Here is a 13,827-nt window from a genome sequence, read left to right as displayed (position 1 = left end):
GCCGTCAGCGGGCGGCGTAGTGCGCGGCAACCCGCTGGGCAGAGAGCGCGGTGCCGTAGAAGGACACGTTGTCGATGGATCCGTTGAAGGCAGCGGTCCCGGACCCGCCGCCGACCCGCACGTAGCCGGTGTAGCTCTCGACCCTGGAGGTCAGACCGCTCACGCGTGCGACGCCGTCGACGTAGATGACGGTGTTCTGGCGGCCGTTGCTCGCGGCGGTGGAGACCACGACCAGCTGGTGCCAGAGATTGTCGTCGTAGGCGGACGGGGTGGTGATCACGCTCTTCGGAGTGTTGCTCCAGTCGCCGTAGGTGATGCGACCGCCTGACGTGAGCCGCACGACCCGGTCCTCGTAGGACGGAGTTCCTGCGGTGGTGCTCAGGCCGAAGCCGGACAGGTAGCCGCCGGTCTGGTCGGCAGACCTGAACCAGAGCTCCACCGTGTGCGTGGTCGCGGATCCGGCTGCGTACGCACCCGTGAGGGCGAGCGCGCCGGTGGTGCTGATCGAGGTGCCGGGGTTGTTGAGGAGGCCGCCCGGCTGGCCGAGGACCGTCGTGGACTTGTAGGTGCCGAGGTACTGGTTGCCGGACTTGTCCTGCGCGGTCGTCGCCCCGGTCTTCTCGTCGAGGAGCCACAGGATCTGTGGCGCGTCGGCGAGGACGGCGTTCACGTAGGGCTGCGCCCACCGACTTGCCGTGAACGACCAGCCGCTGTTCCTGGTCTGGCCGGTGAACCCCGCGCTCGCGGTCGAGGCGAGCGTGCTGAGCAGGACCAGTCCCGCCACGGCCAGCAGCGGCACGCGCGAACGGGCGGCCCGGCCGGGGACGTCGACGGTAGGGGTGCTGCGCGCGAACCAGCCGCGGACCGCGCGCATCGGACCGTGGGTGGGGGGTTCCCCCTCGATGTTCCGGACAGCCATCGCGAACGCAGCCACGGTGATGAGCAGCCACAGTGTCAGGTGGGCCCACTTGCCGGACTGGACCCAGGTCACGGGCAGTCCGGCATAGGGCGCGAGGAGAACTGCCGTCCCACGCACGTGGTCCCGGGGCAGCGGTGTGATGTCGGTGACCTCGTTGGCATCACCGGCGCTGGTGTAGTCGCCGTCGTCGCGCAGCTCTACGACGCGGTGGACGACCAGCCGGTCCTGGTCGGGTGCCGGGTCGTCGAAGACGAAGACCCGGCCGACCCCGATCGGCTGGTCCGGCGTGTACGGCTTGGCGCTGACGACGTCGCCGACCTGGATCGAGGGCTCCATCGAGCCGGACTCGATCACGTAGGAGCCCCACCCGAACAGCACCGGTGCCACCGCGATGACCACGAGGCCGAGGAGGAACGCGCGGTACATGCGGGCGGCGAGCACTCCCACCAGGTGCGCCCAGGTCCGAACGGCGGTCATGTGCTCACCTCCTGGCTGGAATGACGGCGCGCTGGGGTGGCAGGAATCAGTTGCTCTGCATCTCCCACTGCATGTCGATGCCGGTCCTGGCACCCTGCATCTGGTCGATCTGCGCCTGGGTCATGCCCGTGGTGTCGAACCTCCACGACATGCGGTAGGTCTTCGAGGAGACGCCCGCCGGGACGACCCAGCCGCCGAAGCCGGCCGCGAAGGTGTTGACCTGGGCGATCGCCGACAGGGGCTGGTTGGTCACGTGGGCCGCACCCACCTGGGTGTAGCCGGTGCAGTCGGCGAAGGAGCCGCCGGTGCCGGAGTCGATGGTGACGAGGACCTTGGTCTCCAGGCCCGCCGTCGAGGTCACCGGGTTGATGGCGTAGCCCTTGACGGTGCTGGGCACCGACGCGTCGGCCGTGATGGTGATGCACCTGGTCTGGGTGTCGCCGGGCAGCATGTTGTCGACCCGGAAGCGCGCGGCGCCGTTGTCGTCGTCGGTGAGCTTGACCGAGCCAGTGGCCCACTCGTTGCCCGAGTTGCGGGTCTGGCCGGTGAACGCGGCGTACGAGGCCTGGTAGACGGTGGCGCCGAGGGCCACGATCGCGAGGGGAGTGGCGATGGTCGCGAGGACCTGGGTCGTCTTCTTGCCGGGGGACTTCATGGCTGGCTGCTTCCTTGGGATGCGGAGGTGGCCGGTGGTGGTCGCCGGCCTGTGAGCCACACCATAGGAACGGGAAGGTAACAAAATCCCGGGAACGGTAATAACCGTCACATCGGTCTTGACGGCGCCAGATCCGCTGTGCTTGGCAGCGACGGCACGGTGTGCTCACCGGAGCGACGACGTCTGGGCCGATTCCCGGTATCGCCGGACACGGTGTGGAACGTTTCATAGAGTGGCGTCCCTCACCCGAGGTCGCTGGGCGATCTCCTCATCGAAGGACGTCTCGGCGTGCCCCGTCACCCCCTCTCCCGACCGCTGATCACCGCGCTGGCGTCCCTGCTCGTCGCCTCCGGCCTGCTGCTCCCCGGCGTCGCGACCGCCACCGGGACTGCCGCGACATCGTCGGCGCCGTCTGCGCAGCCCGGCGACGGTCCGCGAGGACTGCGCGTCAACGGTCTGGCCGAGCCGGCCGACCTCGGTGACCTCACCACCCCGGACTACTCCTGGCAGGTGGGCGCCGGGATGCAGTCGGCGTACCGGGTCGTCGTGTCGACCAGCGCCGCCAAGGCGCAGGCCGACGACGGCGACGTCTGGGACTCGGGCCAGGTCGTCTCCGACCAGCAGCTCAACGTCGCGCACGGCGGGCTGGACCTGGTGGCCGGCGAGCGCTACTACTGGAAGGTCCGCACGTGGGACGGTGAGCAGGTCTCTGCCTGGTCCGACGTGACCTCCTTCGGCACGGCGCCCGGTCTCACCTGGGCGGGCAGCGAGCCGATCTGGGCCGGCGCGCAGCTGCCCGGCGAGGCGGCGGCCCCGTGGGTCGACTACACCCTGACCGGCCGGATCCGGATCACCGCCGGTGCTCTCGGCATCCGTTTCCGCGCGTTCGACCCGGGCAACGCCTTCATGTGGCAGTTCCGTGCCTCGGACAACCGGCTCACGCCTCACGTGCAGGTCAACGGCACCTACTCGACCCTCGGCGCATCGGTCGCCCTGCCGGCCGGGACGTTGGTGGCCAACACCTGGGCCGACATCCGGATCGTGGCCGCAGGCAGCACCTTCACCACGTTCATCAACAACGTGCAGGTGGACCAGCGTTCCGATGCGCGCAACGCCAGCGGCACGGTCGGCGTCCGCACCGGCAACAGCGAGAGCGCCCAGGTCGACGACCTGGAGGTCGTCGAGACCGGCACCGGTCGGGTCCTGCTCGACGACGCGTTCGAGGGCACCAACCCGTTCCCCTGTGGCGCGGTCTCCGGCGGCGTGCTCAACGTGGGCACCGCCCAGAACTGCGGCCTGGTCAACCCGGCCAACGTCCCTGCCAACTGGGCGTTCCTGCGCGGTGAGGTGGAGCTGGCCGACAAGGAGATCGCCTGGGCCACCCTCAATGCGACCGCCACGGAGTTCCGCAACCACCTGCAGTACGTCTACAAGACCTACGTCAACGGCACCTTTGTCGGCCTCGGCCCGACCAACCGGATCGGCACCGAGGCCCGCTACGACGGCTTCGACGTCACCGGACTGCTGCGGCGCGGCGAGGCCAACGCGATCTCGGCGCTGGCCTACACCACCAACGCCAACCGCCGCTTCCAGGCACAGCTGAAGGTCGCCTACACCGACGGGACGACCGAGGTGTTCGGCACCGGGCCGAGCTGGAGGTCGCTCAACGGCGCCCTCGTCTTCCCGGAGGCGGGCAGCATCGGCACGAGCTACTTCTCCGCCCCGATGGAGAACCTCGACGCTCGCCAGTACCCGTTCGGCTTCGCGTCCCCGGGCTTCGACGACAGCGCCTGGTCGCCCGCCGTGGCGCGGCCGGCGATCCCGCAGCTCGAGTCGACCCCGATGGGCAAGGTCGAGCAGCAGCTGCACGCGCCCGTGAGGATCGTGGACAAGGGCAACGGCAACTACTTCGTCGACTTCGGCCGGACCTGGGTCGGTGGCGTGCAGTACGACGTCGCCGACGGCAGCGCGGGCGACCGGGTCGAGCTCCGTTTCGGCGAGGTCACCTCCAGCCCCGACACCGTGCGCTGGGAGCTCAACACCACCAACAAGTACCGCGACATCGTCACCCTGAAGGACGGCGAGCAGCGCCTCGAGACCTGGGGCATGCGGGTCTTCCGCTACCTGGAGATCGTCGGGGCCACTGAACCCGTGACCTCAGAGAACCTGAAGGCGCTCGCCCTGGTCTACCCGTTCGACCGGGAGGCCTCGTCGTTCACGTCGTCGAACGAGAACCTCAATCAGGTCTACCAGCTCTCGAAGAACTCGATCGAGTCGCTCAACGTCAACTTCTACACCGACTCCTGGACCCGTGAGCGCACCAACTACGAGGCTGACGGCTACCTCCAGCAGCTCTCGTCGCTCTACCTCATGGAGGACCTGTCGCTGGGCCGCTACTCGATGAACTACTTCAAGAGCAACCGGACCTGGCCCACCGAGTGGCCGATCTACGTGGTGCTGTCGGTCTCCGACGCCTGGCGGCAGACCGGCAACACCGAGCAGGTCGCCGACTACTACGACAACCTGAAGGCCAAGCTGCGGCCGGCGTGGCTGGAGGCGTCGACCGGGCTGGTGCGCAAGACCACCGGCTCGAACGGCTCCAGCAGCTGCAACGACTGCGACATCGTCGACTGGCCGACCAGCCAGCGTGACGGCTACCAGTTCCGCGAGTACAACACCGTCATCAACTCGCTCTACTACCGCGCGACCCGCGACATGGCCGCGATGGCCGAGGTCCTGGGCAAGGACGCGGACGCCGCGGAGTTCACCGCGCAGGCCGACCGGCTGCGGACCCAGATCAACGAGCGTCTCTACGACGCCGAGGGCGGTCGCTACGACGACGGCATGAACGCCGCCGGCGCGAGGACCGGTCACTACTCGGTGCATGCCAGCGCCTTCGCCCTGGCCTTCGGGGTCCCCGAGGACGACCAGGTCGCCCGGGTCGCCGAGTTCGTCGACTCCCGCGGGATGGCGTGCAGCGTCTACTGCGCGGCCTTCCTGGTGAAGGGCCTCTACGACGGCGGCAACGGCCAGGCCGCCCTGGACGCGCTGACCGACGAGGGCACGAGCAGCTGGATGAACATGATCCGGCTGGGAGCGGGCTCCACGATGGAGGCCTGGGACCCGTCGCAGAAGAGCAACCTGACCTACTCGCACCCGTGGGCCGCCTCCCCGGCGTTCAACGTGCCCTCGGGCCTGTTCGGGATCCAGCCGCTCGTCACCGGTTACGGCGAGTTCCAGGTCAAGCCGCAGGCCGGTGACCTGGCGGACGCCTCGATCACCGTGCCCACGGTGCGCGGCAGGATCTCGGCCGCCTTCGAGCACGACACCCGCGGCCGCATGGAGCTGTCGGTCACCGTGCCCGGCAACACCACCGCCACCGTGCAGGTCCCGCTCCCGGGCTCGGTGCGGGCGGAGTACGTCCCCAGCCACCCGGAGGGGGCCGAGTACGTCGGTCGCTCCGACCTGCCGGGCGGCACCTACGCCACCTTCCGGGTGGGACCCGGCGAGTGGACCTTCGGCCCGAAGGCCGCGGACGACCTCGGGGTCTTCCAGGACGTCCTCGACGAGATCCTGAACCTGGACGACCGGGTCGACGTGCACCTGGCCACCGGCGACCTCGAGGCGGGGGAGGCGTCCGACCTCACCGCTCGCACCGACGAGGTCGAGGCCCTGGTCCGCTCCGCGTCAGCGGCCCACACCGCCGCCGCCGGCGCCACTGCCCGGGCTGACCTGGGTGAGGCTCTGGACCGGCTGCGCGAGCTGCGCGTCTCGCTGGACGACCGGGTGGGTGACGAGACGGTGGTGGCCGACCTGGCCCCGCGTCTGGCGGCGATCGAGGAGCTGATGGTCGAGCTGGCCCTGGAGGTCCGAGGAGTCACGCTGACCCTGGTGCCGATCGACGAGCCGGTGGTCAGGGGCCAGCAGGTCACCGGCACGGTGCGCCTCACCAACGCAGGCGACGCCCCGGTGGGACCGTTCAACGCGTCCTTCACCGTGGCCGACTGGACGGTCACCAGCGACGACACCGCGCCGGCATCCCTCGCCGCCGGCGACAGTGTCGACCTGGCCTTCACCACGCAGGTCCCGTCGGGGCAGGGCTCCGGCCCGGTCCGGGCCGAGGTGGCGCTGAGCTTCACCGACGGCGGGACGACGTACCCGATCGTGGTCGAGCGCGAGTGGGCGACGGTCGACTCGCAGGTCACCCTGACCGACGTCAGCGCGACGCACCCGGTCGACGGCTCGCTCGAGGTCGCCGAGATCGTCGCCACCGTCCGCAACGCCGGGACCGTCGCCGCGACGGGGCGGCTGCAGGCCGAGCTGCCCGCAGGCTGGTGGCAGGTGGCGCCCACCGTCCGAACGGTCGCAGCAGGGGGCGAGCTCACCCAGCGGCTCCGGGTCCTGGTCCCCGTCGGGTTCGTCGGCGGAGAGGTGCGCGACCTGCCGATCTCCTTCGTCGGGGACGAGGCGCTGGCCACCGCGAGCGTGTCGTTGACGCTGCAGCTCGCGGTGCCGGACAGTGCCACGCTGACCGATCACGTCGACTTCGGTCAGCCGGAGTCGGAGGCCGCCCACGCCATCCAGGCAGCGCCGAGCAGCGGGATCAGCACCGAGGCCGGTCTCACCCGGCGCTACGCGCACTCGCAGTACCCCGGCTCGTGGTTCTCCGCCGAGGTGGCCGCCACGCCGGGCGAGCCGATCGTGCTGCAGGTCCGGGAGACGTTCAACACCGCCGTGACCAAGAAGTACGACATCCATGTCGACGACGTGCTCGTCGACGTCCGGGTCCTCTCGGGGGCCGCCCAGTCGAAGATGTACAGGGTGCTCGTCGACGACCCCGCCCTGCTGGACCACGACGGCACGGTCCGGGTGGAGTTCGAGTACCCCGCGACTGGTGCGACGGGCTTCTTCGACCCGTCGGTCGCCGACCTGTGGGTCAGCTCGGGCGCCGACAGGACCGCGCCGGCGGTCTCGGTGTCGCTCGACACGGCGACCCCGGGAGAGGCCGGTTGGAGCCGGGGCCCGGTCACTGCGACGCTCGCGGCCACCGACGACCGGGACGACGCCCCGGCGGTCGAGGTCGACCTCGGCGCGGGCTGGACGTCGTACGGCGCCCCGGTGGTGCTGTCCGACGAGGGCGAGCAGACGCTGCGCCACCGCGCCACCGACGCGAGCGGCAACGTCTCGGACGAGGGGTCGACCCTCGTGCGGATCGACAGCATCGCGCCGGTGACCACCGTCGTGGCGCGACCGAGCGGGCGCGAGCGACGACAGCTGGAGCTCACTGCCGTCGACGCGACCAGTGGCGTGGCCGTGACCCGGTTCCGGGTCGACGACGGCGCGTGGCAGGACCTCGGCGCCGACCTGCCGGAGGTCGCCGGTGCCGGGGACCACTCCGTGGTCTTCGCGTCGACCGACGAGGCGGGCAACGTCGAGGAGACGCGCACCGAGACGCTCACGATCGAGCCCGAGTACGGCGGGGGCCCGGTGCAGGCCGAGGTGTCGAAGGGCAGCGCCTCGGGCTGGCACGGGATCGGGGCAGCGCTGGCCCTGACTGCCGGCGGCGACCCCGATGAGCTCCAGTACCGCTTCGACGGCGGTCCGTGGCAGACGTGGTCCAGCCCGCAACCGATGCCTGCGGGCACGGTGGTGGTCGACTACCGCGGCCGGACGGGCGAGGTGTTCTCCGAGGAGGCGACCCTCACGGTCCTGGTCGACCTGACCGCCCCGAGCAGCACGCTGGAGTGGACCGGCCGCACCTTCACCCTCACCGGCGGCGACGAGGGCGGCTCAGGGCTGCGACTCGTGCAGTACAGCGTCGACGGCGGCGAGTGGATGACCTACGTCGGACCGGTGAGGCTCGACGGCGGCGCCCACACCATCCGTCACCGTGCGCTCGACGCGGCCGACAACCAGGGCAGTGAGGGCACGGCTCGTCTCGACGCAGTGCCTGACGGTCCGGCGGCTGCGCCGGTCGCCACCTCCGCGCCGGTGATCAGCGGGACGCTGCGGGTCGGTCGCCGACTCACCGCGACCAGCGCGTGGGACAGCGACCGGGTGACCACGTCGGTCCAGTGGACGCGGGACGGTGCTCCGATCGCGGACGCGACCGGCCCGTCGTACCTGCTGGGGCCGGCTGACGTGCGGTCGCGGATCGGCGTAGTGGTGACGGCCACCAGGCCGGGTCACGCCACCGGGGTGGCGCAGGTGACGCGTGACGGCGTCGTCGACCGGGCGACGTCCCGGACACGCCTCCTCAAGCCCGTCTCCAGCGTGAGGGCCGGCAGCCAGGTGCGCCTGCGCCTCCGGGTGCAGGTCCGCGGACTCCCCGCAGACGGTCGGATCCGGGTGTTCCACGCCGGCAGGCGGGTCGGCGTGGCGACCGTGACCGACGGTCGCGCCGTGGTGCGGTTCCGCGCGGCGGAGCCGGGTCGGCGCACGATCCGGGTGCGCTTCCTGGGTGACGACGTGATCGAGAGCAGCGGCACGAGGATCACGGTGCGCGTGCGGTGACCCGCCATGCCGCAGGAGGGGTCGCCTGGCTCATCGCTCGTCGACGATCCGGGCGACCCCTTCGCGGCGCGGGTCGGCGACCGCCTCGAGCCCTCCGTCGTACGTCGTGAGGGCAGCGCCGACGCCCCCGTAGTACATCGACGGCTCCTCCTCCACGCGGACCTCCTCGTCGGGGAGGCCGGCGCGGTGGACGTGCACCCGGGGGTGGGCGACGGCCTCGGTCAGGTCGAGCCCGCCGCTCACGAAGCCGGCCAGCGCCGACACGACGGCCGTGGTGATCCGGTCGGCGCCGGGTGAGCCGATCGCGAGGGTCGAGCCGTCGTCGTGACGGCCCACCGTCGGCGCCATGTTGGACAGCAGCCGGGAACCGGGCGGGACGTGACGACCGGGCGGGTTCAGCTCCTGCTCGCCGAGACAGTTGTTGAGCCAGATGCCGGTGCCGGAGGCGATCATGCCTGCGCCGTATCCCGACGACACCGTGAGGGAGCACGCGGCCCCGTCGGCGTCGGTGACCGACACGTGCGCGGTCGACCCCGACTCGAGCACCGCGCGGTGGTCGGCGTCGACGCGGTCCAGCCAGGCGCGCGAGGCGGCGTCGAGGTCGGCCGCTGTCTCCAGCACCTCGCGCCGGTGTCCCAGGACCGCGCGCTGCACCCGCACCAGGTGCGCGACGTCGTCGGCATCCCAGCCGCTGCGCGGGCGTCCGTCGAGCAGGCGGAGCATCGAGGCCACGACGACCCCGCCGACCGACGGAGGGGGAGTGGTGGCCAGGCTCCACGACCCGACCCGGGTCGTCAGCGGTGCGCGGACCACCGCGGTGTACGCAGCGAGGTCGGCCGCGCCGAGCAGCCCGCCCCGCTCCTGCACGTCCTTCGCGACCAGCGCCGCGAGGTCGCCCTGGTGGAGGGCCCGCGGTCCGTCGCCTGCGATGACCTCCAGGGTCGCGGCCAGGTCCGCGACGACCACGTGGTCGCCCCTCAGGCGTCCGTCCTCGTCGTGCAGTGCCCGGTGGCTCTCGGGGTCCCAGCCGAACACGCTCTCGTGCACGTGGTCGAGGTAGAAGCGCGATGCCGACCCGAGCCGGAAGCCGCCGCGGGCCACGTCGATCGCCGGTGCCACCAGCTCGCGCCACGGCAGCCGACCGTCGCGCGCGTGGGCCTCGCCGAAGGCGGACAGTGAGCCGTGGGTCGCGACGGAGCCGGGCCCGATCGTGATCGTGACGCCACCGCCGTAGGCGGTCGACACGTCCCAGGTGTTCACCGCTGCGTCAGCCACACGGCCGCGTCCCGGCCGGTCCACCCACCCGTCGACGGCGTACGCCGAGCCTGCCGCCGGCTGCACGGTGACGAAGCCGCCCGAGCTGAGCGAGACGAGCCCGACCTCGTTGACCATCGCCACCAGGGCCGCGGCGATGGCGGCGTCGACGGCGGATCCGCCGGCCCGCGCCACCTGCTCGGCGGCGTCCGCCGCGGCGGGGTTGGGTGCGGCGACGGCCAGCGCGGTCATGGACGGACGTTCACGGACGGGTCAGCGACGGGTCGCGATCACGGCCGACGCATCGGCAGCCACCATGACCTCGACGGCGGTGAAGCGCTCGTCGGTGAGCCACTGCTCGCGCAGCGTGTCGACACGGCCGTAGGTGATCGGCGGCCACGACTCGCACGGCGCGAAGTCGTCGAGCACGACGATCCCGCCCGGCTCGACGAGGTCGACGACGTTGTCCACGCCCACCTCGGACGGCGAGCCGGAGTCGAGGAAGAGCAAGGAGAAGGGGCCGTGGTCGCGCAGCACGTTCCAGTCGGCGGCGAGCACCTCGACCTTGGCGTCGTCCTCGAAGATCTTCGACGCAGCGACCGCCAGCTTCTCGTCGAGCTCGGCGGTCAGGATCCGGGCCCCGTTGCGTACGCCGCTGCGCAGCCACGCGGTGCCGACGCCGCAGCCCGTGCCGAACTCCGCCATCGTGCCGCCGCGGGTCGCGGCGAGCGTCGCGAGCAGGCGGCCGGTCTCGTTGCGGCAGAAGGCGACGTAGCCGGCCTGGCGGCACACGTCGAACGCGCGGGAGACGACGTCGGGAAGATCGGGAGGGGCAGACATGAGGTCGCCGAGTGTGTCACCAATCGCGGCGGGTCTCAGGTGCCGGTCCGGCATCTCACGATCTGACACGTTTCGGAAAGCGGATGCGCGTGTCCGCCCAGCGGTCGTACAGTCTTCCCATCATGCGGAGCGTGCTCGTACTTATCGTTCGCCGCGGCGGGGCCTGACAGAAGGCCACCTCGTCGCGGTGTTCGGCGTTGACGAGGTTCCGCCGCCTGGCCTTCATTCGACTCAGTCGAGTTCGAAGCCGCCGCCTCTGCGGCGGGTCCGGTCCCAGGACGCGTGACCCGCACCCAGGTCCTCCGAGGACGCAGGGCCGGCCGGCAGCCGGGCCCCGGGCGATCCCCGCACTCCCGCTCCCTCACCCGCCGCGGTGTCGGCGGCTTCGAGCTCACACCCACATCCATCCGTGTAGGAGTGAGAACCATGTACGACCTGTATCCCGACTCATGGGGCCCCGCGGCCCACGACCCCGAGAACCCGCACAGCGTGGAGAACGCCGCCAGCGCGCTGCAGACGGCGCTTGACCTGCGAGACAACGGGGCCATGCGTCCCGACGACAACTAGATTTCGCGGCATGCCCGACACCCCGCAGACCGTGTCTCCACCTTCTGTCGCCAGCCCGACCCTCGCCGTCATCCCCGGTGACGGCATCGGCCCGGAGGTGACCGCCGAGGCCCTCAAGGTCCTCGAGGTCGCGTCCCCGGTGACGTTCGAGTCCACGCGCTACGACCTCGGCGCCGAGCGCTACCTCGCCACCGGCGAGGTGCTGCCCGACTCGGTGCTCGCGGAGATCCGTGAGCACGACGCGATCCTGCTGGGAGCCGTCGGCGGCAAGCCCAACGACCCCAACCTGCCGCCCGGGATCCTCGAGCGCGGGCTGCTGCTGCGGCTGCGCTTCGAGCTCGACCACTACGTCAACCTGCGTCCCTCACGACTCTTCCCCGGCACGGCCTCACCCCTGGCCGCGCCCGGTGACATCGACTTCGTCGTCGTACGCGAGGGCACCGAAGGCCCCTACACGGGCAACGGCGGTGCCCTCCGCGTCGGCACTCCCGCCGAGATCGCCACCGAGGTCTCGGTCAACACGGCGTACGGCGTCGAGCGCGTGATCCGCGACGCCTTCGACCGTGCCGAGAAGCGACCGCGCAAGAAGCTGACGCTGGTCCACAAGACCAACGTGCTGACCAACGCCGGCTCCCTCTGGTGGCGGCTCTTCCAGTCGGTCGGCGCGGAGCACCCCGACGTCACGACCGACTACATCCACATCGATGCGGCCATGATCTTCATGGTCACCGACCCGGCCCGCTTCGACGTGATCGTCACCGACAACCTCTTCGGCGACATCGTCACCGACCTGGCCGCTGCCATCACCGGCGGCATCGGCCTGGCCGCCTCCGGCAACGTCAACCCCGACCGGACCACGCCGTCGATGTTCGAGCCCGTCCACGGCTCCGCCCCCGACATCGCCGGCCAGCAGAAGGCCGACCCGACCGCTGCGATCCTCTCCGGCGCCCTCCTCCTCGACCACCTCGGCCACGCCGACGCGGCCGCCGCCATCGAGACCGCCGTCCTGGCCGACCTCAGCGAGCGGGCGCCCGGCACGAGTCGTCGTACGAGTGAGGTCGGGGACGCGATCGCCGCCCGACTCTGAGTAGGTTTGCCCCCATGCAGATCAGCACGACCGCCAACACCACGCCCGTCGACGACACCCGGCTCGCCGAGATCCTCGCGAACCCCGGCTTCGGCCAGCACTTCACCGACCACATGCTCACGGTCGAGTGGACGCCTGAGGAGGGGTGGCACGCCGCCCGCATCACGCCCTACGGCCCGCTCACGCTCGACCCGGCGACCGCGGTGCTGCACTACGCGCAGGAGACCTTCGAGGGGATGAAGGCCTACCGTCACGACGACGGCTCGATCTGGACCTTCCGTCCCGAGCAGAACGCTGCGCGGATGGTGCGGTCGTCGACCAGGCTCGCCTTCCCGGAGCTGCCGGTCGAGGACTTCGTGGAGTGCGTCGACGCACTCGTGGAGGTCGACCAGCGCTGGGTGCCGGGCAGCGAGGGCGAGAAGTCGCTCTACCTGCGGCCCTTCATGTTCGCCTCCGAGACCTTCCTCGGTGTCCGCCCCGCCCAGCACGTCACCTTCATGGTGATCGCGTCGCCGGCCGGTGCCTACTTCAAGGGCGGCATCAAGCCGGTCAACCTGTGGCTGTCCGAGACCTTCACCCGCGCCGGGCGCGGTGGCATGGGTGCGGCCAAGACCGGCGGCAACTACGCGTCGTCCCTGGCCGCCCAGCGCGAGGCCATCGAGCAGGGCTGCGACCAGGTCGTGTTCCTCGACGACCAGGAGTTCCGCTACATCGAGGAGCTCGGCGGGATGAACCTCTTCTTCGTGCACGCCGACGGCAGCATCGTGACCCCCGAGACCGGCACGATCCTCGAGGGCATCACGCGCGCCTCGATCATCGAGCTGGCCGGCAAGCTCGGCCACTCCGTGGAGGAGCGCAAGTTCTCCATCGACGAGTGGCGCGACGGCGTCGCGTCGGGCGACATCACCGAGATCTTCGCCTGCGGCACCGCCGCCGTCGTCACGCCGGTCGGGGAGCTGCGCTCGCCGCACGGGGTGACCGCTGCGCCCGCGAGCACCGAGCTCACGATGCAGATCCGCGACGCGCTGGTGGGCATGCAGTTCGGCCGCACCGACGACACGTTCGGCTGGATGCACCGGGTCGTCTGACCCCTCAGATCCGCCTGGCGGGCCCGACGTCGGTTCGCGCGGCACACCCGATGCACGTCCGCGCGGCCGGCAGCGCCCCCAGCCGGGCCGCGCCGATCGGCTCGCCGCACACCTCGCACACGCCGTAGGAGCCCTGGTCGAGGCGCACCGTCGCGGCCTCGATCTCGGCCACGTGGCGGCGCACCTGCTGCACGAGCGCCCCGATCTGCGAGCGCTCGAAGGCGATCGTGGTGCCCTCGGGGTCGTGCTCGTCGTCGGCGTTGGTGTCGAGCGACGCGGCGACCACGGAGTCGAAGTCACTGGTCAGGGTCGCCAGGCGGGCGAGCGCGAGCCGGTGCTCCTCCTCGAGCCGCTCCCGATGTCCGTCCACCACCCCATCATGGGGCGTGGGTACGACAGCGGCGCGCACGCGGCGATCAGCGGGATC

General features: G+C 71.2%; 9 protein-coding genes. 4 read left to right on the top strand and 5 right to left on the bottom strand.

The genetic code is table 11. From position 1 onward, the window contains the following. Positions 1-4: 4 nt before the first annotated feature. Both BM127_RS06950 and BM127_RS06945 read right to left on the bottom strand, forming a co-directional pair. On the bottom strand, positions 5-1,396 hold the full coding sequence (locus tag BM127_RS06950) for a signal peptidase I (RefSeq protein WP_091196411.1): 1,392 nt from the start codon (positions 1,394-1,396) through the stop codon (positions 5-7). A gap of 46 nt (positions 1,397-1,442) precedes the next feature. Further along, on the bottom strand, positions 1,443-2,051 hold the full coding sequence (locus BM127_RS06945) for a hypothetical protein (protein ID WP_091196409.1): 609 nt from the start codon (positions 2,049-2,051) through the stop codon (positions 1,443-1,445). Positions 2,052-2,339: 288 nt separating this feature from the next. Between BM127_RS06945 and BM127_RS06940 the strand changes: the two genes are divergently transcribed. Further along, entirely contained in the window at positions 2,340-8,564 is a 6,225-nt protein-coding gene (locus BM127_RS06940; RefSeq protein ID WP_091196406.1) for a family 78 glycoside hydrolase catalytic domain, read from the top strand. 30 nt (positions 8,565-8,594) lie between these two features. Here BM127_RS06940 and BM127_RS06935 read toward each other — a convergent pair whose 3' ends face one another. Together BM127_RS06935 and BM127_RS06930 are read right to left on the bottom strand one after the other, a co-directional pair. After that, positions 8,595-10,070, bottom strand: coding sequence for a gamma-glutamyltransferase (locus tag BM127_RS06935; protein ID WP_091196403.1), 1,476 nt, complete (start codon positions 10,068-10,070; stop codon positions 8,595-8,597). A gap of 21 nt (positions 10,071-10,091) precedes the next feature. After that, positions 10,092-10,658 carry an O-methyltransferase gene (locus tag BM127_RS06930; protein WP_091196401.1) on the bottom strand — a complete coding sequence of 189 codons (567 nt, stop codon included), beginning with the start codon at positions 10,656-10,658 and terminating at the stop codon, positions 10,092-10,094. A gap of 426 nt (positions 10,659-11,084) precedes the next feature. On the opposite strand from BM127_RS06930, the gene BM127_RS22160 reads away from it, so the two are divergent. From BM127_RS22160 to BM127_RS06920, 3 genes are read left to right on the top strand one after another with little or no spacing between them, the layout of a single operon-like run. Further along, positions 11,085-11,225: a hypothetical protein gene (locus BM127_RS22160; protein ID WP_157829520.1), complete on the top strand. Its 141-nt coding sequence runs from the start codon at positions 11,085-11,087 to the stop codon at positions 11,223-11,225. Between the two features lie 10 nt (positions 11,226-11,235). Further along, on the top strand, positions 11,236-12,312 hold the full coding sequence (locus tag BM127_RS06925) for a 3-isopropylmalate dehydrogenase (RefSeq protein ID WP_091196398.1): 1,077 nt from the start codon (positions 11,236-11,238) through the stop codon (positions 12,310-12,312). Between the two features lie 14 nt (positions 12,313-12,326). Continuing rightward, complete coding sequence (locus BM127_RS06920; RefSeq protein ID WP_091196393.1) at positions 12,327-13,400, top strand: branched-chain amino acid aminotransferase; 1,074 nt, start codon at positions 12,327-12,329, stop codon at positions 13,398-13,400. 4 nt (positions 13,401-13,404) lie between these two features. Here the strand turns inward: BM127_RS06920 and BM127_RS06915 are convergent, their stop codons facing one another. After that, entirely contained in the window at positions 13,405-13,770 is a 366-nt protein-coding gene (locus BM127_RS06915) for a TraR/DksA family transcriptional regulator (RefSeq protein ID WP_198554214.1), read from the bottom strand. Positions 13,771-13,827: the final 57 nt, after the last annotated feature.

The organism is Nocardioides alpinus, from assembly GCF_900112035.1.
Taxonomy (GTDB): Bacteria; Actinomycetota; Actinomycetes; order Propionibacteriales; family Nocardioidaceae; genus Nocardioides; species Nocardioides alpinus.
Note: the sequence above shows the minus strand (reverse complement) of the source record. Positions and strands in the feature narration are given on the sequence as shown.